This is a genomic window from Micromonospora sp. NPDC005171 (genome assembly GCF_040608575.1).
In the GTDB taxonomy this organism is placed as follows: domain Bacteria; phylum Actinomycetota; class Actinomycetes; order Mycobacteriales; family Micromonosporaceae; genus Micromonospora.
In genome coordinates this window covers 51,151-73,027 of record NZ_JBEXIM010000013.1, presented here as the reverse complement: position 1 = coordinate 73,027, position 21,877 = coordinate 51,151, and the positions used below count along the sequence as shown (strand labels likewise).

The 21,877-nt window shown below is 68.0% G+C and carries 22 protein-coding genes and 1 pseudogene; 12 read left to right on the top strand and 11 right to left on the bottom strand.

All coding sequences use genetic code 11. The annotated features are described in order from the left end of the window. Positions 1 to 119: 119 nt before the first annotated feature. Both ABZU74_RS18180 and ABZU74_RS18175 read right to left on the bottom strand, forming a co-directional pair. A complete protein-coding gene (locus tag ABZU74_RS18180; RefSeq protein ID WP_355425014.1) occupies positions 120 to 1,298 on the bottom strand; it encodes a prolyl oligopeptidase family serine peptidase in 1,179 nt (392 codons plus the stop codon). A gap of 683 nt (positions 1,299 to 1,981) precedes the next feature. Continuing rightward, positions 1,982 to 2,191 (bottom strand): NUDIX hydrolase, encoded by a 210-nt coding sequence (locus ABZU74_RS18175; RefSeq protein ID WP_355424835.1) that lies wholly within the window; start codon positions 2,189 to 2,191, stop codon positions 1,982 to 1,984. A 299-nt stretch (positions 2,192 to 2,490) separates the two neighbouring features. Between ABZU74_RS18175 and ABZU74_RS18170 the strand changes: the two genes are divergently transcribed. Further along, positions 2,491 to 3,846 (top strand): helix-turn-helix transcriptional regulator, encoded by a 1,356-nt coding sequence (locus ABZU74_RS18170; RefSeq protein ID WP_355424832.1) that lies wholly within the window; start codon positions 2,491 to 2,493, stop codon positions 3,844 to 3,846. Then, positions 3,843 to 4,508 (top strand): 2'-5' RNA ligase family protein, encoded by a 666-nt coding sequence (locus ABZU74_RS18165; protein ID WP_355424829.1) that lies wholly within the window; start codon positions 3,843 to 3,845, stop codon positions 4,506 to 4,508. Before ABZU74_RS18170 ends, ABZU74_RS18165 begins: the two co-directional genes overlap by 4 nt. 211 nt (positions 4,509 to 4,719) lie before the next feature. On the opposite strand, the gene ABZU74_RS18160 is transcribed toward ABZU74_RS18165, so the two are convergent. Together ABZU74_RS18160 and ABZU74_RS18155 are read right to left on the bottom strand one after the other, a co-directional pair. Further along, positions 4,720 to 5,700: a phosphotransferase gene (locus ABZU74_RS18160; protein ID WP_355424826.1), complete on the bottom strand. Its 981-nt coding sequence runs from the start codon at positions 5,698 to 5,700 to the stop codon at positions 4,720 to 4,722. Continuing rightward, positions 5,697 to 6,161 (bottom strand): metal-dependent phosphohydrolase, encoded by a 465-nt coding sequence (locus ABZU74_RS18155; RefSeq protein WP_355424823.1) that lies wholly within the window; start codon positions 6,159 to 6,161, stop codon positions 5,697 to 5,699. Before ABZU74_RS18155 ends, ABZU74_RS18160 begins: the two co-directional genes overlap by 4 nt. A gap of 336 nt (positions 6,162 to 6,497) precedes the next feature. On the opposite strand from ABZU74_RS18155, the gene ABZU74_RS18150 reads away from it, so the two are divergent. Then, a complete protein-coding gene (locus ABZU74_RS18150) occupies positions 6,498 to 6,767 on the top strand; it encodes a hypothetical protein (protein ID WP_355424820.1) in 270 nt (89 codons plus the stop codon). Here the strand turns inward: ABZU74_RS18150 and ABZU74_RS18145 are convergent. Further along, a complete protein-coding gene (locus ABZU74_RS18145; protein ID WP_355424817.1) occupies positions 6,757 to 7,362 on the bottom strand; it encodes a hypothetical protein in 606 nt (201 codons plus the stop codon). The two genes, ABZU74_RS18150 and ABZU74_RS18145, sit on opposite strands and share 11 nt — an antisense overlap. 267 nt (positions 7,363 to 7,629) lie before the next feature. Further along, complete coding sequence (locus ABZU74_RS18140; protein ID WP_355424814.1) at positions 7,630 to 7,836, bottom strand: hypothetical protein; 207 nt, start codon at positions 7,834 to 7,836, stop codon at positions 7,630 to 7,632. A gap of 81 nt (positions 7,837 to 7,917) precedes the next feature. On the opposite strand from ABZU74_RS18140, the gene ABZU74_RS18135 reads away from it, so the two are divergent. The 6 genes and pseudogenes from ABZU74_RS18135 (at position 7,918) to ABZU74_RS18110 (ending at position 13,650) form a co-directional block, all read left to right on the top strand. Beyond that, a complete protein-coding gene (locus ABZU74_RS18135; RefSeq protein ID WP_355424811.1) occupies positions 7,918 to 9,321 on the top strand; it encodes an APC family permease in 1,404 nt (467 codons plus the stop codon). Then, positions 9,318 to 10,329 (top strand): annotated as a pseudogene (locus ABZU74_RS18130) (acetamidase/formamidase family protein). Before ABZU74_RS18135 ends, ABZU74_RS18130 begins: the two are co-directional and overlap by 4 nt. 10 nt (positions 10,330 to 10,339) lie before the next feature. After that, a complete protein-coding gene (locus tag ABZU74_RS18125; RefSeq protein WP_355424808.1) occupies positions 10,340 to 11,017 on the top strand; it encodes a GPP34 family phosphoprotein in 678 nt (225 codons plus the stop codon). A 467-nt stretch (positions 11,018 to 11,484) separates the two neighbouring features. Continuing rightward, on the top strand, positions 11,485 to 12,018 hold the full coding sequence (locus ABZU74_RS18120) for a hypothetical protein (RefSeq protein ID WP_355424805.1): 534 nt from the start codon (positions 11,485 to 11,487) through the stop codon (positions 12,016 to 12,018). 32 nt (positions 12,019 to 12,050) lie between these two features. Further along, positions 12,051 to 12,704 carry a GNAT family N-acetyltransferase gene (locus ABZU74_RS18115; protein ID WP_355424802.1) on the top strand — a complete coding sequence of 218 codons (654 nt, stop codon included), beginning with the start codon at positions 12,051 to 12,053 and terminating at the stop codon, positions 12,702 to 12,704. Between the two features lie 127 nt (positions 12,705 to 12,831). Beyond that, the gene (locus ABZU74_RS18110; protein WP_355424800.1) at positions 12,832 to 13,650 is read left to right on the top strand and encodes an aminoglycoside phosphotransferase; all 819 of its coding nucleotides are present in this window, start codon (positions 12,832 to 12,834) and stop codon (positions 13,648 to 13,650) included. A gap of 764 nt (positions 13,651 to 14,414) precedes the next feature. On the opposite strand, the gene ABZU74_RS18105 is transcribed toward ABZU74_RS18110, so the two are convergent. Continuing rightward, entirely contained in the window at positions 14,415 to 14,615 is a 201-nt protein-coding gene (locus ABZU74_RS18105) for a hypothetical protein (protein ID WP_355424797.1), read from the bottom strand. Positions 14,616 to 14,727: 112 nt separating this feature from the next. On the opposite strand from ABZU74_RS18105, the gene ABZU74_RS18100 reads away from it, so the two are divergent. Then, on the top strand, positions 14,728 to 15,651 hold the full coding sequence (locus ABZU74_RS18100) for an Eco29kI family restriction endonuclease (RefSeq protein ID WP_355424794.1): 924 nt from the start codon (positions 14,728 to 14,730) through the stop codon (positions 15,649 to 15,651). Positions 15,652 to 16,022: 371 nt separating this feature from the next. On the opposite strand, the gene ABZU74_RS18095 is transcribed toward ABZU74_RS18100, so the two are convergent. The 3 genes from ABZU74_RS18095 to ABZU74_RS18085 are packed head-to-tail and all read right to left on the bottom strand — an operon-like array spanning position 16,023 to position 16,829. Further along, entirely contained in the window at positions 16,023 to 16,460 is a 438-nt protein-coding gene (locus ABZU74_RS18095; protein ID WP_355424791.1) for a DUF6879 family protein, read from the bottom strand. Beyond that, positions 16,343 to 16,633, bottom strand: a complete 291-nt coding sequence (locus ABZU74_RS18090; RefSeq protein WP_355424788.1) for a DUF6879 family protein — start codon at positions 16,631 to 16,633, stop codon at positions 16,343 to 16,345. The genes ABZU74_RS18095 and ABZU74_RS18090 overlap by 118 nt, the downstream gene beginning before the upstream one ends. Then, positions 16,626 to 16,829: a hypothetical protein gene (locus ABZU74_RS18085; RefSeq protein WP_355424785.1), complete on the bottom strand. Its 204-nt coding sequence runs from the start codon at positions 16,827 to 16,829 to the stop codon at positions 16,626 to 16,628. Before ABZU74_RS18085 ends, ABZU74_RS18090 begins: the two co-directional genes overlap by 8 nt. Before the next feature lie 419 nt (positions 16,830 to 17,248). Here ABZU74_RS18085 and ABZU74_RS18080 point away from each other — a divergent pair, with 419 nt between their 5' ends. Together ABZU74_RS18080 and ABZU74_RS18075 are read left to right on the top strand one after the other, a co-directional pair. After that, positions 17,249 to 18,997 (top strand): Hsp70 family protein, encoded by a 1,749-nt coding sequence (locus ABZU74_RS18080; protein ID WP_355424783.1) that lies wholly within the window; start codon positions 17,249 to 17,251, stop codon positions 18,995 to 18,997. A gap of 1 nt (position 18,998) precedes the next feature. After that, entirely contained in the window at positions 18,999 to 21,032 is a 2,034-nt protein-coding gene (locus ABZU74_RS18075) for a hypothetical protein (RefSeq protein ID WP_355424780.1), read from the top strand. A gap of 72 nt (positions 21,033 to 21,104) precedes the next feature. Here the strand turns inward: ABZU74_RS18075 and ABZU74_RS18070 are convergent, their stop codons facing one another. Then, positions 21,105 to 21,734 (bottom strand): VOC family protein, encoded by a 630-nt coding sequence (locus ABZU74_RS18070; RefSeq protein WP_355424777.1) that lies wholly within the window; start codon positions 21,732 to 21,734, stop codon positions 21,105 to 21,107. Positions 21,735 to 21,877 lie beyond the last annotated feature (143 nt).

Sequence of the window (21,877 nt, the reverse complement as noted above, 5' to 3'; positions counted from 1 at the left end):
CCCAGCAAGGACGAGCGCGCGGGGCCTTCACAATCCGTTAGCCGGGAACAGCGTGCACCCGGCCGCCGGCCCGTTGCTCGGTCGTGCAACCGCATCGGCAAGACACTCCTGTCGCTTCTTCACTGCTCATGACCGTCCCCCCGAAGGTCATCTGCTGTACAGGTCATCACCGAGAGGTAGTGAGCCAGCTCCGCCTCCAGCGCCGCGCCTGCTCGACGGGACGACGCCACATAGTGGCCGACATCAGGGAGAAGCAACATCTTGGACGCCATGCCGAGAGACGTCAGCTCCTTGGCGAGGTGGCGGACATCCTCGACTACGGCCACCTCGTCGGCGGTGCCGTGAATGAGCAGCACCGGCCGTTGGACAGCGGCGGCACGGACTGGGCCAGCACCACCTCCCAGCCGCATGGCGTGCGCCTGCTGGAACCGCGGCACCGTCTGGGCCCACCGGTCAGGATCCACGATCGCCGAAACGGCGGTGGCAGCGGCGAACGGACCGTCCTCGGCCACCGCGTGCAACGCGGTGTATCCGCCGGCGCTGGCGCCCCGGATGAACACTTGCCCCGGCACCGCCCGTCCCGCCGATAGCAGGTGCACCGCCACTGACGCGCAGTCGACGACATCGTCCAGGCCCCACCGGCCGTACAGCGATTCCCGGAACACCCGGCCGTACCCGGTGCTACCCAGGTAGTCGACATCCACGACGGCGAACCCGCGACTGGTGAAGAACTGCGCCTGCCAATCCAGGCGCAGCAGGCAGGAGGCGGTAGGCCCCGGATGCGCCCGAACGATCACCGGCGCCCGCCAGTCCGCCGCCGCACCCGTCGGCGGATAGACCAGGGCAAGCACCTCCCGACCACTGGCCACTGGAAGACGCAGCTCCGTCGGCGTCGACACTCGCGCCCCTTCGAGTGCGGGATGCTCCGACCTGGCAAGTACCTCCACCTGGGGGTCAGCGTCAGCCATATCCAAGAGCGCGACCTGCGGGGCTACGGTCGGCGACGATCCGATCAACGCCACCGCCGTCCCGCGAACAGCCAGGTACGGCTTGATCGACGTATACGGGAGGTCGACCGGGCGGACAGTGCGGTCGGGCTCGACGACGACAAGGCGGTGTCGCGGCCCCTCCTGCACCGCCATGACTATTCGACCGTCGTCGAGGAAACCGTACGACGCGTAACCCAACTCCCAAGGCTCCGCGGCACACTCACCCGCGATCGGCGCCACCGCCCCCACATTGAGGCCGTTCCACCGGTAGAGGTTCCACCAACCACTGCGGTCCGACAGGAAGTACAACGCCCCGTCGGGTCCCCACCGCGGCTCCACCGCAGACTCATCCGGACCACCGGCCAATCTCACTGCACTCTCGACCGAACCACGCGGCGGGTAGGAGGCCAACCACACCTCACACCCGTCCCAGGGCATATCGCGCTCGCTCCACGCGGTCCAGGCCAACCAATCCGGACTCGGCCGAGGGGCACCGAGAAACCCCCGCGACACGGCAAGAGTCCGTACCTGCGAGGCCCCGGTGAGCGGCACCGCGACGAGTTCGTCACCCTGCTCCGACTCCCGCACAGCCAGCAACTCGCCGTCGCCGATCGTCAGGTCACCGAAGGATCCATGGCTGACCAATTCTGGTTCATCGCCGTGACGACGGCTCCGGTAGAGGCCATCGCTGCCGACGCACCACAACGTCCCCTCGGCGAGAGCGAACGACCCGCCTCCGTACGCGTGAACGCCGCTGGCGACATCGAAGCCCTTCGGACTGACATCACGCTTGCCCTCGCCGGACCGCCACCGTGTCACCGTCGTACCCCCGCCGGCGTCGGGGCGAGTCTCCAGCCAGTACAGGCCGTCACCACCGGTACGCAGTTGGTCATAGCTCACGGAGGCGCGGACGGCGTCGTTCACCGACACTTCGGCGATCCTGTCGCCCAGCCTCATGGGTCCTCCTCGAACAACTTCCACGCGGGCCGGTGTCAGGTCAAGGCCGAGCTTCTCCGGCACTCCCGGATTCTGGCCTGGTACGGAGACTCGTCAGCCTCGACCCACCCGCCGGGGATCTCCCATTGCGCCTTGTAGGCCGATTCGACCAGCAGGACCCGCTCGTCGCCATCGGTGATCAGCAGTCCAGCTGTCGTCCGCTTGCGAGGCAGGCTGGCGGTAACGTCCGACGCTCGGAGGGGCATGCAGGGACCGGACACCGACCGGTCGACGCACCCGCAGCGACGTGCGCCGACATTGTCGGCAAATGTCGATATCAAACTCCGACAAAACTCCGACATTGTGGTCCTGCCACGGGCTGCCGCCGCTATCGACAATGGGAGCCTGACGAAGCTGCTCGATCTCGCAGCGGTCGTCGACGGCGCCGGTGCTCGCTCAGATGCTCGGCGCTGCTCGGCCGACCCGGAACGATTTTCACAGGCAGCAGCTATCGTCTGCACACATCGTGACCGCACGTCTGCAGTAGACCGAGGGGTTAACAGCGATGGCTGACAGCGACGAGACCAAGGCCGCCCGCCGCGAGCTCGGCCGCCGGCTCGCGCAGTTGCGCAGGGCTGGCGGTCACACCCAGCACGACTTGGCGCGGCTCGTGCAGTACGGCCGCAGCTCCGTGGCGAACACCGAGACCGGTCACCAGCACCCGGACCGTGCCTTCTGGGCGCGCTGCGACACCGTGCTGCAGGCCGGTGGCATGCTCGTCAGGGAGTACGACCGCATCACCGAGTTCAATCGTCAACGACGACGCTCATCGGCGATCCAGGAGGCCAGGAGCGCGTCGGGGCTGGCGACGCCGACCGATGCTGGCCATGACGATTCTGGAGCGAATGGCGGTGCTGTTCTGTGGGAACGCGAGGACCGTATCGATGCCCGCCGGCTGGCACTGAAGTCTTCCGTCGATGACAATATTCGTCTCGCTTATCTGGAGAACGAGGTCCGCCAGGCAATCGCCGACAACGAGCGTCTCACCCCGGTAATCCTCATAGCGCGTATGCGACCGCTGCGCTCTTACGTCGACCAGCTCATGGAAGGCCGGCAGCACCCACCGCAACGCGCCCGGCTCTACGCCGTCGCTGCTCACCTATCCGGACTTCTCGGCGCACTCGCCCTTGACCTCGGCGCATTCGGTGCGGCTCACGCCTATGCCGCCGAAGCGTTCGACCTCGCCGAGGCTGCCGAGCAGTCCGACGCGCAAGCCTGGGCACGCGCCACGCAAAGCCTGATCGCCTTCTACGCCGGTGACTACCATGACGCGCTGGCCTACGCCCAGGACGGCCTGCGCCGTGGCGGCACCAGCGGGCACCGCATCCGCCTCACGATCAACGGTCAGGCGCGAGCCCTCGCCCGTCTCGGAGACCGGTACGGCGTTGACCGCGCCGTCGACCACGCGTTCACCATGCTGTCCGACTACCCGGCCGGCTCGTCGGTCAGCGCTAGTCTCGCCCTCGGCCCGTACTGCCCGGCCAGGACCGCGGCCAACGCGGCGACCGCCTACCTGGCGCTCGGCCGCACCGCAGGCGTCACCAACCATCTCACCACCGCGATCACCGCCTTCGACACCGCAGGGTTGGCTGGCCCGCGTGCACTCTGCCGCCTCGACCTGGCCACCGCGCACCTGCACGCCAACAGCCCCGACCCCGAGGAGGCAGGCGCACTGGCGGTGGAGGCGCTCACCCTCACCGCAGACCAGCGTTTCGAATCGGTCACCCAACGCGCCCATCAGTTCCTCGCCGCTGCCCACCCCTTCGCTTGCCACCCGCAGCTACGGCACGTCGCCGACCTGCTCGCCGACCGCACACCGGTCGCTGGCACCGGGCAGGGCGCTCTACCATCGCTCTCATGAGCAGCCGGGAACTGGCCAGCCAGCACCAGCGCTGGACCGCCTACCAGGACCTGCCCAGACTCACCAACCACTGGTACTGGCGCCCGGGCTGGCGGGCCGACCGCCAGTTCTACACCTGGCACCTCACCTTCGAGCATCAACCTGAACTCCATCACCTCGTCGCCGACCTGCAACGTCAACTCGCTCTGCCCGGACTGGACTTGGTTCCGCTCGACGGGCTCCACCTGACCATGCAAGGTCTCGGCTTCACTGACGAGGTCACCAACACCGACGTCGCAGCGGTAGTTGCCGAGACTCGTCGACGCTGCGCCGGCCTGCCGCCGCTGGAGTTGTCGCTCGGGCCGGTCGACCCCGACGCCGAAGGAATCGGCTTGCTCGTCCGTCCCTGGGACCGCCTCGAACACCTCCGCGCCACCATCCGAGGTGCCATCGGCGCGGTATGGCAGGCCGTGCCGGAGGCCTCAGATGGATTCCGGCCACATGTGACGATCGCCTACAGCGGCGGTCAGGCACCGACCGGACCAATCCGCACCCGCCTTAACGACCTCCGCCACCAGCAACCCGCCCGGGTGACCATCCGACAAGCATCGTTGATTGCGCTACGTCGAGAACACCGCAGCTACCGGTGGACAACGGTGGCGACTACGCCCCTCGGCGCGTGAGGCGTTCGACGCGGGCGGCGAGAAGCCGTGGCAGCACGGGGCGATGAAGTCGACCCAGGACAGGTCGGACCCGGCGGCGTTCGAGGAGACGAAGCAATGGGCGCGGGCAGGTTGCACCGTTCGGTGAACTGCACCAACGCCTTGCGCCCGTCGCCTCCGACGGAGGTGCGGAAGTAGCAGAACGAGGCGTCGGTGTCGACGACAAGGCGCTTCACGAGGATCTTCTTGCAGTAGGTGATGGGCGGCTGGCGCTGAGAGGCGAGGGTGTCCCGAGCAGGTCCAGTGCGCCCTGGAGTTGCCGGAGGACGACTTGGGTATGGCGCCGGTCGGCGGAGGCAGGGTGGTGGCCAGCGGCGGCGGTCGTGAGCAGCCACCAGGCTGCCCACACCCGGTGCCAGCCCAGCGCCCATCGGGCAGCGGAAAGCCCGCCCCGGTCGGCTTCGGCCTCGGGGTGGCCGCCTGCGGCGACGTAGGCGTGGATGAGTTTGCTGAGGAGTCGGGGTTCGGTTGGTCTGCGGGTGCCGAACCAGGTGGCCAGGTCGAGTAGGCCCGGTCCGGTGAACGCCTTGGCCCAGTCAACGAGGCGGCAGCCGGTGCGGCTGACGTGCAGCGAAGTGCGGTGGAATTCGCCGTGGCACAGCCCGAACGGTGGTCGCTCGGCACCGTTGGCTCTGTGTCGTGCGGTGGCAGCGAGTCGCTGCAGCACCGCTTCAATCCCTTCCGCATCGTGGGTGAAGCGCCCTTGCCGACGGAGCTCGTCTAACGCGTCCAGACCTTGCCCTGGTAGCCGTGCCAAGCCCCCTTCGTCGAAGGTCGGGAGGTTGGGGATGCCGGCAGTGGCGTGAGCCCACTGGGCCGTGGCGGCAGCCTCAGCGAGCGTCGCGGTCCGGCTCGGCTCGCCAAGGTCCTCCATCAGCATGCCCAGACCATTAGGGCGCATTGTGTAGCCGTTCAGCAGCGGGACCGGGGCTTGCTGGTTGTTGAGGGCGCATAGGACGGTCGCCTCGCCCGTGAACGGTGCCGTGGCGATCTTGCAGATCAGGCTGCTGCCATCGGGGAAGAACCAGCGCTCGACCGAGGACAGCTCCCATGTCTGGATGATTTGTCGCCGCGTCGGTACCCGTCGTGATGCGGCGAGCAGGTCACCTCGTAGGTGCGTGCGGAGCTGATCATCGAGCATGGCGCTGTTCACCGTGCACCCGCGCCCTGCGCACAAGCAGTGGCGCGCTCGATCGGCGCGAGGGCGGCGTCGAGGTGCGCCGACATGCTGGCTGGCAGCCGAGGATGTGCGGCGCGTTGGAAAGCCCGGAAGTACGGCAGTAGTCCGCGTAGCGCCGCGCGCCGGTCAAAGAAGTCCGATGCATTGCCGGTGCTCTGGGCCCGGCGTAGCAGCGAGGTCAGCGCGACGATTTTGTCGGCGGTCGAGGCGAGAAGGACGGGCTGGTCGTCAACGCGGATGGGCGGGTCGGGTTCATCAAGGGCGCGGTGTTCGGCCTGAAGGGCGGCGATGATCCGGGCGACCTCGCTCCCGTAGTTGGCGGTGAGCGTCTGGTAGATGTCTGTTTCTGTCGGGGCGAATTCCGGTGCGTCGTGCAGGAGCGCGGCGACGATGACGTCCTGTGCTGGGGCGGGGACGTGTTGCCCGATGGTCACTGCGACGCGCAGCGCGTGGACCAGGGCTGGTCGGTCGTCGATGGTGTGCCCCGCGCACCACGTTCGAGTGTCGCGGAGGGCGCGTTCGATCGCGGCAGGGCGGGGAGGCGATAAGACCGTCATACCCTGGTACCTCCTGATTGCCGTACGATCGGCGGCATGCCGGGGCCCCTTCCGCAATGGTGTGAGCGGACCTGCGTGGTGTGTCCGGCTCAGCAGCTCGGGCCGGGCCAGTTCGATGTGATCGACCGGCCGGGACCCGAATTCGCGTACCGACCTGACCTGGGGTGGCGGGCAACCGCGGACGGTGTCGCCGTTTGCGTTCATCCGTTCCGGGTGGGCCTTCCCGCCGGCCGGTACGCCTCGGACGGGGAACTGGTCCCCGATCACGCGCCCCGACCGGCGCCGACGGCGGCGGCGCTGGAGTTGCCCGCCGACGTGGTCGATCTGGATGGTTGGCTCGTAGCCGTCTTGCGGCAGGCACCCGCCGAAGGGATCTTCGCCGCTGTTGCCCGCGCCGAGCGGCTGGCCGCCGAACGGTTCGGAGCGAAGGAAGCGGTGACGGCCCTGCGGCGGGTGCTGTCGGTGGAGTTGGCTAACCGCTGACCCCGGCGCCGACCGGCTCGTGCCGGTCGAAGTCGAAGTCGTGGCTGCGTCCATCCCGGCCGAGGCCGGCCGCCTGGTAGCGCTCGTTGAGCAGGCCGAGACGTCGGTTCACCTCGGCCGAGTCCAGCCAGTACCGCAGTGGCTGCTCTCCCCACCCGGCGGCGGCGTAGTAGGCGTCGGTGATGCCGCCACGGGTGTAGGTGAACTCCTCCAACTCCGTGGCGTGCGGGAAAGCAACGCCCAGGTCGCGCTGCAGGCGCGTCATCAGCGTGAACTGGGCCAGCACGGCGTGGATCATCTCGTCCACCGGCGCCGGCACCAGCAGTTCAGCGGCGTGCTCGTCGCCCCCAGTGAGCTCGAACACGGCAGCTTTGAGCGCCAGCACACGCAGCGCTTCGCCCAGCAGCGGAGCGGCATCACGCTCCAACGACCAACGGCTGATGGCCGGGTAGCCGGTGAACGTGGCCCAGCAGGTGGAGTACTTCATCGACGAGCTCTGCAGCCGGCCGTAGGCCGGGTGCGCCTGCATCTTGTCGAGGATCTCGGCGGCCAGACGGCCAACCTCTCCGACCTCCGGCATGGATGAACTGGTCATGGTGCATGCCCTCCCAAGGGGTCATGGACACGGCAGACCGTCACGCCGCATCGCGGCTGCGGTCCCTCATCGCCAGCGACGTCGACGCGGGCGCTGACTCAAACATCAGAAATCGTCGGTGGCCGTGTCGATAAGGGCTGCCGTTCATCTCCGACAATCCACTGACATGTATATACGGCGGATGTTGGCGATGCCGAGATTGTCAGTGGATTGTCGGAGCCGCTTGGCAGGACTGGCCGACATTGATCAATTTCGTCTTAGGTTGCTCTATGCCGGCGTCATCGCCGCCGCTGCGCTGTAGTCACCAGCCAGCGATGCCAACTCACCGAGGGAAGGTTCACCGTGCCTGCTGCCAAGAAACTCATGCCCCTCCTGATCCCAACGCTGGTGGCGCATTCGGTCATCGCGCCGCAACTGCTGGCGTCGATCGGCCGGCAACTCTCCGCCGACGGGCCTGTCCACGAGCAGGTGCATCGATGGCCTTCTTCACTCGGTCGGCGTACTCGGCAGACGCAATATTCCATTCACTGACTATTGAAACCCGCGGAGGATGTTGTGTACGAGCAGGATTTGGCCCGCTATGGATACCGCCAGGAGTTGTCTCGTCAGTTGAGGTTCCGGGATCTGGTCGCGTACGGCTTGGTGTACATGGTGCCGATCGCACCGATGGCGATCTTCGGCAGCGTCTACGCCGGCTCCGGTGGGCTGGTCGCTCTGGCGTACGTGATCGGTGTGGTGGCGTTGGTGTTCACGGCGTTCTCGTACGCGCAGATGGTGAAGGCGTTCCCGATGTCGGGCAGCGTCTACAACTACGCCGGGCGCGGCATCAGCCCGCCGGTCGGGTTCCTCGCCGGCTGGGTGATCCTCCTCGACTACGTCCTCGTGCCGGGGCTGTTGTATCTGGTGGCGTCGGTGGCGATGCACGCGACGGTCCCGGCGGTGCCGGTGTGGCTGTGGCTAGTCGGGTTCGTCGCGGTCAACACGATCGTCAACTCGGTCGGGATCCGCATGACCGCGGTGGTCACCCGGGTGATGCTTATCGGCGAGTTGATCGTGCTGGCGGTGTTCCTGGCCGTCGCAGGCTGGGCCCTCGCGACCGGCAAGGGTCGGTTCAGCTGGGCGGCGTTCTACAACTCCGACACCTTCACCTGGTCGGTGATGGCGGGTGCGGTGTCGATCGCCGTGCTGTCCTTCCTCGGTTTCGACGGCATCTCGATGTTGGCCGAGGAGACCAAGGGCGGCTCCCGGCAAATCGGCCGCGCGATGGCCACCGTTCTGGTCTTGGCGGGGGTGCTGTTCGTCGCGCAGACGTGGCTGGCGGCGATTCTCGTCCCCGACCCGGCCTCGCTGCTGGCCGAGGGTGATCCGAACGGGACCGCGTTCTATGACGCCGCCGCCGCGGCTGGCGGGGGTTGGCTGGCGACGCTGTGCGCGGTCGCGACAGCCATCGCGTGGGGATTGCCGAACTCGATGGTCGCGCAGGTCGCCACCTCTCGGCTGCTGTACGCGATGGCCCGCGACCGACAACTGCCGGCGTTCCTGGCGAAGGTGTCGATCCGCCGCAACGTTCCGATCAACGCGACGCTGCTCACCGGCGCGGTGTCCCTGGCGCTGGGCCTGTACATGGCGACCCGCTCGGATGGGATCACCCTATTGTCGTCGCTGATCAACTTCGGGGCGATGGTCGCGTTCCTCGTCCTGCACGTCTCCGTCGTGGTGCACCACCTCATCCGGGAGCGCAGCGGCAACTGGTGGGCGCACCTGGTCATGCCCGCCGTCGGCTTCGCCATCTTGGTGTGGGTGGTGGTCAACGCCAACATCGCCGCCCAGCGCCTCGGCCTGGCATGGCTCGCCCTCGGGATAGTCGTCCTGGCCGGCCTGTACCTGTCCGGCCGCCGGCCTGCCCTCTCGGGACTGGCGCCCGCGCAGCCGCAGGCACGTCACGTGGAGCGGGTGTGACCGGCATGGACACGTTCACCTACCGGCCCGCCCGCGACGAGCTGGCCTACACCTTCGGCGGCCGGATGCCAGTCGCGCACGTACGCGGCGGTGACGTGTTCACCGTCGCGACGGAGGACTGCTTCGGTGGTCTCGTGAGGGGGCCGGCGGACCTGCCGTCGCAGGTGTGCCGCATGCCGTACCTCAATCCGGTGTCCGGGCCGTTCTTCGTCGAGGGCGCCGAGCCCGGCGACACCCTCGCCGTCCACCTCGCCTCTATCGTTCCCGCGCGGGACTGGGGTGTGTCGTCGACGTTCCCGCACTTCGGGGCACTGACGTCCACCTCCCACACCGCCACCCTGCAGCCGCCGCTGGAGGAGCGGGTGTGGGTGTACGGCATCGACCGGCACGCCGGGACCGTACGGTTCGAGGCCACCCGCAGCGACCACAGCGTGGACCTGCCGCTGGACCCGATGATCGGCACGATCGGTGTCGCCCCCGGCGTTCGAGGCCCGCTCCACACTCGTGCCCGACACCCACGGCGGGAACCTCGACACCCCGCACCTGCGCGCCGGAACCACCCTGTACCTGGGGGTGAACGTTCACGGGGCCATGCTGGCCCTCGGCGACGGGCACGCCCGCCAGGGCGAGGGCGAGGCCTGCGGCGTCGGCGTGGAGATCGCCACGACCACCACCCTCGCCATCGACGTCATCAAAGGCGTGCCCACCCGGTGGCCGCGGTTGGAGACCGACCGGGACATCCTGACGATCGGGTGCGCGAGGCCATTGGAGGATGCCTACCGCATCGCCCAGCATGACCTCGTCGGCTGGGCCAGCGCCCTGACCGGCTTGGAAACCCTGGACGCCTACCAGCTCGTGTCGCAGGCGGGGCGGGCGCCGATCGGCAACGTGTGCGACCCCAACTACACCGTCCTCGCCGCCATCGACAAAACCCTGCTCCCCGCCGCCGGTCCCGCCTATGGCGGGGCACACGAGCGGCTGCGACGGCTCACCGTCGGGCTGCGGTAGGAACCCGGCGATGACCGCGTCGATCCCGCGCCTGCCCCTGCGTGATGACCTGTTCCTCCTCGGCCACGACGACGACACCGGACACGCACACGTGCACCGGCAAACCCTCGCCCTCGGCCTCGCAGGCGCGGTCCTGATCGACCTGTACCTGGCCGGGCGGGTGACCCTCGACCCGAACGACGACACCGACCCGGCCAACCACCAACGGATACACCCGCACATCGACCGGCCAGTCGGAGACCTGATCGCCGACGCCGCGACCGCCACCATCCGCCACACCCACCCACCCCTGCGGGGGTGGCTGCGCGGGTTCTCCGCCGACCTCTACGACCGCACCCGCGCTGGCCTCGTTGCCGGCGGAATCCTGCGACACCACACCCGACGGCGCCTCGGCGGCCTCATGCGCGCCGACACCTACCTGCCCACCGACAGCAAATGGGCGGTCATCGCCCGCTCCCGACTGCGCTACCTCGCCGCCGGCCACGAACAACCCAACAACCACACCGCCGCCCTCGCCGGCCTCGTCGCCGACCTCGGCCTCACCCACCACCTCTACCTCGACGACGACATCACCACCCTGACCAGCCGCCTGAAAGCCATCGCCGCGCAGCACTACCAGCCGGTACGCGACATCACCGCCGCCGTAGACGCCGCCGTCGGTGACCTCACCACCGCCGCCTACCGCTAGCCCCAATCCACCTCACCTCAAGAAAGCTCACCGTGAACAACCTGCCCCACCTGCGACCCCCGACCGACAACCCCCACCTGGTGGGCCGGCGAGCCGTAAAGGTCACTGCCGCCGTCTGCGCGCTCGGCCTGCTCGCTACCGCCACGGCCATTCCGATCTGGACGGGCACCGCTGGGACGACCCAATCCGCACCCTCGCCTTCCAACGCCACCGCATCGCCCCCAGCCGTGGCGCCGTGTCTGTCGCCCGCCGCCCTGACCGCGGCACAACTCAAGGCACGCGCACAGCAGAAACTTGATTCGTCGCCGACGCGTCTGCCGGCGTCGCCCCCGGCGGGGCAGGCTCTCAAAGCGGTCACGGCGGGGCCGTCCGGCTGCGATGCCATCCCGGGCCGATTCGCCTACGTCCACCTACTGCAATGGGCCGCAGACACCACCATCGCGGGCAACAGCACCACAACGCGGGTCGTGCTGTTCGAAGAGCAGCGCTGGCGCGCCGACGACGCCTCCGGACGCGTCATCCGCAGCCGCTACCCCGGCGGCAATCAGCCCACCGACGACAGCACCTACTACCCCGGCGAGCTGGACGGACCCATCGGTCCGATCGCCGCCGACCCAGCAGCGCTCACCGCGCACATCGACGCCACCCAACCCCGATTCCTCGGACCCACCGCCGTCATTCGCGGCCTCGCCAGCCTGCTCGGCTGGCGCACCCCCAACCAAGCAGCCCGCACCGCGATCCTCACCGTCCTGCGCGACAACCCCGGCATCACCTACCACGGCCCGGTGAGAGACCGGGCAGGCCGAACCGGCATCGGCGTCAGCGCCACCACCGACGACATCCGCTTCCTGCTGATCCTCAACCCCACCACCGGCGAACTGCTCGCCTACGAACGAGCAGCACTCACATCACCACCCAGCAGCGACCGCACCGGCCCCCTGGTCGACGACTACCACCTGTTCCTCGTCCACACCCGCGCCAACAGCAGCAGCACCTCCTGACCCCGCAATCAAGACCCTTCTAAGGAACCCCCATGGACACTGTTCCGCGTATCCGCGCCGCCCGCTGGGCGGACAAAGACCACGTCGCCGCACTCATCGCCGACGCCCTCCATCCCAGCCCTCTCGCAACATGGCTGATCACCGACCCCGGCCCGCGACGTCGAATCCTCACCGATGTCCTCGCCATCTGGGTTGAGCACGCCCTGTTCTACGGTGACGTCCACCTCACCGACGACGCCACCGCCGCCACCGTCGGCTTCCACCGATACCGCCCCATCCCGCCGCCAGCGAACTACCCCACCCGCCTCAGCGATGCCGCAGGCCCCCACACCGATCGCTTCGACCTACTCGATCGGCTACTCACCAAAGACCGACCCAGTGAGCCCCACTACCACCTCGCGTTCCTCGCCGTGTCGCCCAGCGCCAGGCGGTCAGGACACGGCACGGCCCTGCTCAGCCACCATCGCAGCCGACTCGACCATGTGAACCTACTGTCCTGGACCAGCACCACCCCCGATGCCCAGAGCCTGCATGTCCAGCATGGCTACATTCCAGAATCGGCGATTCAATTGCCCGAAGGCCCGGTCATCTGTTCCATGCGCCGCAGCCCTCTCCACGGCGACATCCAGCCAACCAGGACGACCGCGACCGAGGGCCAGACCAGTCATCCAAATCTGCGACCATGACCCATCCGCCACTCGCGAGGACGAGACATGGGACCGGCTACCGGGTCGACCTCGACTTTTAGGTGAGGCTGAGTCCTGCTGTCTGCCGATCCCGCCTCAGCCGGACAAGTAGCAGAGAAGAGAACCGATGCGTAGCGATTGGACCGCTCTGCCGGAGAGTGTCACGGCAGGGATCGCCGAACGGGTCGGCGGAACCTTTGACGTCGCCCATGCTCCCAGTGGCGACCACGCTGAGATCGCCTCAACGGTGACCGGACCAGCCAGACAGGTCTTCGTCAAGGCGGCCTCCGGGAAGTTGAGCGTTCGGTCGCTGCGCTACGAACTGGCGGTAACCCGGGCCATCGACCGGGACCCGCCCGCAGTCCTGTGGCAGTTCGAATCCGATGGCTGGCTGGTGGTGGGGACCGAGCATCTTGCCGGTCCCCACCCCGACCTGTCTCCCGGCAGCACGGATCTCAATCTGCTCCTAGCCGCACTGAAAACACTTCAGGAGACGCCGGCGCCTGGCGAGACGTGGTTCACCCCGGCAGCCCGGCTCGGGTTCGCGCACCCGGCGATGGACGGCGGGACACTCATCCATTCGGACCTCAACCCAGCGAACCTGATCGTGACCCCACTCGGCCTACGCATCGTGGACTGGGCGTGGGCAACCAAGGCCGCCGCATGGGTCGAACTCGCGTTGCTCGTCCCATGGCTGATCGGTAGCGGCCACAGCGCCGAACAGGCAGAACAGTGGCTCACCCAGCTTCCCGCATGGACCGCGACTGACCGTTTGGTCCTGGACGACTTCGCTTCAAGGAACGCAACGAAGTGGGCCGCCAAGTCCCGGCGAAGCACGGAGACCTGGGTACACGACCTCGCAATGTGGACCGGCGAGTGGGCGGACCACCGGACCGACGGCCACCCGTCAGCCCGTGAGCCACAGCGCGGGGGCACCCTCCCGTGATGTGGGCGCCGGTAGCGGTAGGACCAGCGTCTCAACTAGCCAGCAGTCCCCACTCGGGGCTGCAAATCAGGTCACGCAGCCGGGCGGGTCCATGCCGGTCCGAACCCAGAGCCAGCCGCGCTGCTCCCAATCTGCTCCCAATGTAAGCAGCACATACCGCAAAGCCCGTTACCGATGAATCCGGCAACGGGCTTCTGACCTGCACAAACTGAGAGTGGGCGATGCTGGTATCGAACCAGCGACCTCTTCGGTGTGAACGAAGCGCTCTCGAAAACACCGCTAGACGGCCTGCTCGGCCACGGAGATCGGTTACCACGCAGCAACTCGCGCACCTCGCACCTCCGACTTCCGGATCCGCCCCACATCGCCTGCGGAACGTTGCTTGAAGAGCGCAGATGGTCGACGTGCTGGCTGTTCTGCTTGAACAAGAGCGACGAAGCGACGGCCGGCTTCGGCGATGCCGATGGGTTGTCCGGTAGAGCGGGAAGGAACGTATCGAGTGGGTTGAGGGTCAGCACGTGGCAGCGGGCGAGGTACATGACGACTGCGGTGACCAGGTGGTCGGACTCTGGTGCGAGGAGGGCGTAGGTCAGCACCTGCTCGGCGAGGGCGTTTAGGTGGTGAGCATCGTCGAGTGGCCTGTTTCGATTCGACCGCGGTGGTGCCGGCGAGGGAGTCGGCGATGCGAAGTCGGCCCAGCAGACTCAGAGAGGCGGCTCCTCCTACTCCCTCGCGTCCGGTTGATGCTGTTGATCCGCTTTCGCCTACGTGCCCCACAAAAGGTCCATCACCATCACTCCGATGGTCAGGCACGCACCAAAGGTGGCACCGGCCCGCATCAACGTTGTGGGGACGCTGGCACCGTCGAGGCGCTTCAGGATCCCGGCCATTACTCCGCACAGCAGAGACGCCAAAACGGCGATCACCGCCATGAGGATCCGCAGCGTGATCAAAGAGCCTGCCATCTAGGACCTCCATCGTCGACTTGACGACCACTGTGAACTGCCGCTGCCCAGGTGGTGTTCAGCCTGTGCGATCCTGAACATCTCTGAACGGCTGCAACTAGGGAGGCTCGCCGTGGCCGAACAGGACTACTTAGCCGAACTCGGGGCCGAGCTGATGCGCCTGAGAGCGGCGAAGGGATGGACAACACAGCAACTTGCCATACGTTGCCGACGAAGCAGAACCTCAATTAGCCAGGCTCTAAATACTCGGCAGGGTCGTCCAATGCCGTCTCTCGATACCGTCAGCAGTATCTGTCAAGTCCTGGGAGGTGATACTCGCCGGCTGCTCACCCTCCTGAACAAGGGCCGGTCGCAGCAGAATTTCGGAGAGGCAGGGCCACTCGCATCGGACGGTAGTCGGCAATTTACACGGGAGCCTAGCGAGCCCGGCCCGGGAGAACTTGATGGGCTCTACAACCCGCTGCGGCGAGAGAACCTCGAGCGGAGTGTGCAGTGGGCACTCGAGGCAGCGCCTACCATCCCGCTTGCCCGTCAGCCCCTGACGAAGGGGGACGGAATCTACGCGATCTACTACATCGGCTCGCACGAGCTCTACCAACCCGTATCCACGCCGCGGTGCTCAGTGCCCCTCTTCGTAGGATCGACTCGTGCCTCGAGGCCGCGTCGGAACTCTTCGGGGTTGCCTGAGGGTGGCGGGCTGAGACGCAGGTTGTTAGAACACCGGAGGACGATCGAGCAATGTGACAGCTTGCGCCTCGTTGACTTCCAAGTCAGGTACCTACCCGTAGAGGAGATGTTCGTTCCCGGAGCGGAACGTCTACTGGTGGGTGATCATCAGCCCGTGTGGAACACCGTCCTAGAGGGCTTCGGCTTCCACTCTCCAGGAAAAGCTCGGATGGCAAGACGATCGCCCTGGGACGAGCTTCATCCGGGTCGGCCATGGGCGGCCAATACGGCACCCAACCGCAGAAGCGGACAAGAATTGCGTGCGGCGGTCCGTCGTCATCTCTTTAGGAACAGTGACGAGCGCACGTAGACCAGTGAGCGCTCGGCGCTGCCGGACCCGATTCGCGTCAACGAGCCCGGTGCCTCGCGGCGTGCGCCCGACGCAGCGCGAGAGCGATCTTGCCGACGCCGGCGGTGCCGGTGACAACGACGAGGGTGGCGCCGACGGCCTCATCGCCGACCAGCCGGTCCAGCGCGCGCAGCTCCTCGGCTCGGTTGACGAAGCCGCGTATGCCGCCGGGGAGCTGACGCGGAGGCAGTTCGGCGAGGGAGGCTTAGCCGGCACGAAATATGCACCCCGCCGTACACGTCGCGGGCCTGCACGAGGTCGGTGGGGCCGGACAGCTCCGACCGGTTGACGTGCTCCGGTCGTCTTTGCTCCACCTCGCTGTCAGCCATCGGTCAGCCCGGACGGGGAGGCTCCAGTGGTGCCACCACTCGGGCGAAGAACTCGTTCAAGGACTCGCCGTTGTCGTAGAGCGATTCGATGAATTCCTGGCACCGTGTCACCACGTCCGGGTTCCGCCAGCGCCGCGCCGCCTCGAGTACGCCGTCGGCGTCGTAGATCGCCTCGTACATGACGTCCGTGCCGAGGGTGTAGATCTCCGGCAGCGGACCACCCGCCTCCGCGGCGACGACCTGGCCCGGCGCCACCACTCGAGTCAGCCCGCCGCACTCGTGGCGGAGCCGCAGCACATGCAGCTCCCACTGCAGGTAGGGCGTCAGTGGCTCCTGCACCACCCGCACCCGGCGGGTAGCGAATCCACTGTCGGCGATGCGCCGGTAGTAGTTCTCGAACTCGGGACGCCGCGCGTCGAGAATCCGCAGGGCTCCTCCCATCGGCCGGCGGCGAACGCCTGCCAGCCCTCATCCTGCGGCTCCTGGAACGTCTGTTGCCGTTCCAGTTTCCAAAATCCCGGCGGGCCGGTCTTCCAGAACCGTTGGTCGAAGTCGGCCCAGTAATCGTCGAGGGCCAGCACCTCGCCGGGGTCACCGCCCAGGAGTTCACGCATCAGGAATGCCCGCCTTCACCGCGATCATGGTTGACCGGGGAATGATGATAAGCCGCTCCCCGGGGTCGACAGACACACCTTCGGGCAGCCGGTCCTGGTAGGTCTCGGTGAGGCCCTGCCCGATCACCGCGACGCCGCCGTTGCACAGCTTCCAGATGTCGGGACAGCTGCCATCGCCAGGTGTCGCCCAAACCATGCGACGACTTGCCCCATCGGCCGTTGAGCTCGGCCGACGGATCCGCCCTCCACCGGTACGCCCTCACGGCACGGGCCACCGCGACGGAAGCGGCAGTGTGCGTCCCGCCAGCATCAAGGCGTACCTCTCTCAGTAGCCAGGACAGCTTTGTGGCGCCCGAGCGTGCCGACAGCTCGACTACAGCAGATCAGCGAACTGAGTCTCGCCCCACGCTGCCTGAGTGTGATCACCTGATGACGTGAACGAGATCTTCATGTTTGACTATGCGGATGCAGGCGGGGGATGCGCGACTGTCGATCGATTGTGGTGGCGCCAGTACCGTGGCTGTTCTGGCCTGGGCTGATGGCAGCGCGTCGGCGTTGTCGTTCGACGGGCTGCCGTATCTGCCCAGCGCCGTGCACGTAAGCCCCGATGGGGAGGTGCGGACAGGACAGCGGGCGTGGCAGGCCGCCGTCGAGCAGCCGAGCAGGTTCATTCCGAGCCCTCGCCGCTCCATCGAGGGCGACGTGACAGTCGACAGCACGCCGGTGGAGGGACTCGCGTTGGCGGCGGCGCCGCTGCGCACGGTCGCGGCCGAAGCGGAGCGGGTTGCTGGTGGGCCGGTGCGGGATGTACGGCTGGTGGTGCCGGCAGGTTGGGGACCGCGGCGGCGGACCTGGATGAGGCAGGCCGCGCATCGGGCGGGTCTTGCGCAGCCGCGTCTCGTCGAGGCTCCGGTAGCCGTCGCCGAGTATCTGTTGGCGACCGATCTGCAGCTGCCGGTCGGGGCGTTCATCGTGGTGTGTGACGTCGGCGCGGGCGCGGAGGTGACGGTGCTCCGCCGGGGCCCGGCGGGGTTTGAGGTCCTCTCGACCCTCGCTGACCCTGCTGCCGGCGGCACCGCCGTCGACTCGGCCTTGACTGCCGCCCTGACTGGCGGTCGGGACGCGTCCGGTGACGGCGTGGGCGATTGGGTGACCGCGCAGAGCGTCCGCGCGGCGAAGGAATCCCTGGGAGTCCACCCTGCGGTCACGGTGCCGCTCGCTGGCCAGGCACCGGTCGTCGCGAACAGCGCCATGCTCGTTGAGGCCACCCTGCCAGTGGTACGACGCGTCGCGGAGTTAGTTGAGGAAACGATCGCCGCTGCCGAACTGTCCGCCGGCGACCTCGCGGGGATCTTTTGCGTCGGCGGCAGTGCCCAGCTGCCGCACCTGGACACGGTCGTCGCCGAGCGCACGGGCATCACTCCCACGGTTGTTCCCGAACCGCAGCTCGTCGCGGCCCGGGGTGCCGCGGATGCTGGCGCCGCGCACACGGGAACGGCGGTTGTGGTGGAGGTGCCGGTACCGCCGGTGCGACGGGCCGTGGCGATCGCGGTGCCGGGCTTCGCGTCGCTGGCCCTGATCTGGCAGGTCCTCCTGACCGCCGAGCAGCACAATCTGATGAACGTCTACCGCTCGGTGACTTTGAACTGGGGCGAGTTCACGATGGCCGGCGTGTTCGCCCTGCTAGCCTGCCTCGCCGCCGGGACCGTCCTCGGTTCCCTGATCGCCGCACGCAGCCCCACCCCGAGTACCCGTACCGAGGGCGGGAAGGTCAGTATCGGCATCCTCGCCGCCGTCAGCCTCGGCGCGGCGATCGCCGGCCTCTACGCGGTCGTCACCAGCCAGTACTTCGGCGAACCCGTGGGCCCGTTCCTGAAATGGGCCCTGTGGCCGATCACGCCGATCGTGGTGATGGCCGTGGCGATGGCGGTGATCGCCGCCCGGCAATGGCGTGCCCCGCACGGCGGCTGGTCGGCGCTGCTGGCCGCACCGACCGGATCGATCGTCACCGCCGCCCTCGGCATGGGGTTGATCCAGTACTCGCTGACGGCCGACAGGTGGCCCGACCGGCTGTTGTTCATCGACATCGCCGGGCGCGTCGGTGGACTTCTCCTCGGCGTCGGGCTGGTCATGGCGCTGGTGGCGCCGCTGATGTTCCGCCTCATTCTCAGCGCCCCCGTCGCGGTCATCAGCGCCGCGATCGTCAGCGAGCAGGCCGCCGGCATTCTCGGCGTCAGCTACGCCGTGGCCGTAGCGATGTGGTGGGCAGCCCGACTGTGGACCCGCATCATCCGCCCCACCCCAGCCAGCCCCGCCACGACAGCACCAGCAGTGGGCGCCGGCACGCCGGGTGGAGGTACGTGACGTGCGGTGGCCCCGCCAGCTGATGTCACTGCTGGTCGTCCTCGCGCTCCTGGCCGGCCCGCCCGCGGTGCTGCTCTTTCTGATAGGCCCACCCGTCAGCGGGTGGCCCACCACGAAGCAGGTACAGGCGTGGGTGCAGCAACCGCTGACCGAGGAAACCCTCACCGCCGCTTTGACGATCGGCGCGTGGCTGCTGTGGCTGTTGCTCGCCTACACCGTCACCGTCCGGGCCGTGACCCGGCTACAAGCCACCGCGGCCTGGCTACGACAGGTTCCCCTGCCCACACCGTGGCAGGCGACGGCCAGCGGAATGGCGGGAGCCGCAGTGTTCGGTGTCACCACCCATCCCGTCGCCACCGCCCCACCGCAACCACCACCAGCGTCAGCAGCGGGAACATCCGAGAAGCCCGCCGACACCAACCCGACGCCTGACGACACGGCGGTCAGCGACGACGGGATCCTCCTACCCGGCGGATGGCTACCCCGGGATACCGCCGAGTCGGTCGCCGCCGCCACGGCCCTGCTGTGGCTACGCCGCCGCCGCGACTACCGACCCCGCCCACTGACCCCAAACGCCCCCGAAGCACACACCACCCGGTTACCCCCGGCCGTTACTGCGGTGCAGGCTGCCCTCGCCGACGCTCCCGCACCGTCGAACGTCCCGGCACCCACGGACAGCTTCACCGCCCTCGTCAGGGTCCTCCCGACCGGTGGCCTGAGCCTCACCGGACCGGGAACTCTGCCCATCGGCCGCGGTCTGCTCCTCACGGCACTGCTGGCGAGCCACCGTCACACCGGCTCGACGCTGGTCATCACCAGGGCAGCGCTGACCGACCTCCTCGGCCCCGACGCGGAACCGCTCGGCCGACGTCTGCCGCAGCTCACCATCGTGGAAGACCCCGGCGGCGCCATCGGGCTCGTCGAGGGTGTCGGCCCTCCGAGGATGGTGATCCTGGCCGGGGAACCCTTTGCCGCCGACAACACGACACACCTGGCCAGCGTGACGGCCGCGAACGGCGGCAGGCTGGTCGTGCTGGGAAGCTGGCCGACCGGCCAGACCTGGCATGCCGAACCGACAGGCCACCTCCACGACCCCACCCACCCCGACACCCCTGTCCCTCGACTGTGCGTCCTCGACCAGGTCACCGCCATCGACCTCCTCACCGTGATCGCCCACCCCGAACCAACGAGGCTCTCCCCCACGACACCGCGCACGCCGCTGGCGCAAACGGTGACACCAGGACCACGGCTGCCGCGACAGAGCAACCGAGGAACACCACGCCTGCCACCGGCCGCCACCAGCCAGCGGCTGCGTCTGCAGGTCCTGGGCGAGCCCACGCTGCTCATCGACGGCGAGCCCCTCATCATCCGGCGCAGCGCCGGCGTTCAGGTCCTCGCCTTCCTCGCCGCTCATCCCAACGGCGCCGACACCCGGGCACTGACCGCGGCCCTCTGGCCGGGCCTACCCCGCAGCTCCCTGCCCGGCCGGCTCTACACCACCCTCAGCGACCTCCGCGGCGCCATCCGCAGCGCCAGCGGTCTCCACGTGATCGAGCACACCGACGACCGCTACCGCCTCAACCCCGCACAGGTGGACGTCGACCTGTGGCACCTGCACGCCGCCGTTCACCACGCCGCCACGTCCGTCACGGACACCACGACAGCCTGGCAGGCGATCCGTGACGCCTACCCCGCCGACCTCGCCGCCGGACGCACATGGCCGTGGCTGGCCCCCATCCGCGAGGTCACCCGCCGGCGCGTCATCGACGCCTGCGCCGCCCTCGCGGACGGCGAGAACGACCCTCGGCGAGCTCTCATCCTTCTGCAGGGCGGCGTTGGCATCGACCCGTACAACGCCGACCTTCACGCTCGCCTTGTCGATGTCCTCACCGCCCTCGGTGACCACGAGGCCGCCGACCAGCTACACAACCGCTACCTCCACACCCTTGCGCAGGTGGGCATAGACGATCCATCCGTCGGTCACCGCGCTACCACTGGCACCATCGCCAGCTGGAATCCGCTCTCCCGCTCCTGAGATCAACGCAGCACCCCACTGGATCGAGGTCGGGTCTGTGGATCTAGCGGCTGTCTCCTCAAGCTGGTTGGCCTATTCGCGGCCAACCCAGGTGGCGACGCACGCCTCGTTGCCCTCGGCGTCGGTCAAGACCCACCACTTCGGCGCGTGCGCATCGGAGGCCAGGTGGCCTCCAGCGGCTAGAGCGGCAGCGATGCGGATCTCGGCCTGATCATGCGGGACGGCGACATCGAGGTGCATGCGGTTGCGATGTGGACGCGCCGCTTTCATCTGCTGCAACCCGAAGCCTGGGCCACGGCGCAACGGGTCGGCCAGGTAGTCATCGCCGATCTGGTCGTATCCCAATAGGGCCTGCCAGAACGGCAGTACCTCCGCGCCGACGAGCGCGTCGAGAGTGACGTTGATGAGCTGCACAGCGGTCGGATCAGCGGGGATGTCCATCGTCTTCGCAGCGGCCGAGATCCGCCGTGCCAGCCCGATGTCGCGGCGAGACAGTGAGACCGTGACGCCGGCATAGCGCATGTCAATGTTGAGGTACTGCTGCTCGGCCTCGTCGGCGAGCCGGCCAATTTCATTGACGAGCGCGGCGCCCTTCGTCATCGAGCCGGTCCGGAAATGGGCAGAAACCACGTGATACAAGCAGCGCCAGTCCTCGACACCGTCAGCCCCGTGAAACTGCCCGGCCGTGATCTGCACAGTCATGCCAGCGAACCTAACAGCGGCGACGCGCGGCGCCCATGCCTGCAAAAAGTCAGACGCAGTGCCCGTCTGCCGTCAATCGTCCGAGCCTGAACCCGCCGGCGCTGATCGCAGGCGTTAATCGCGCTCACATCATCGCCGAATAT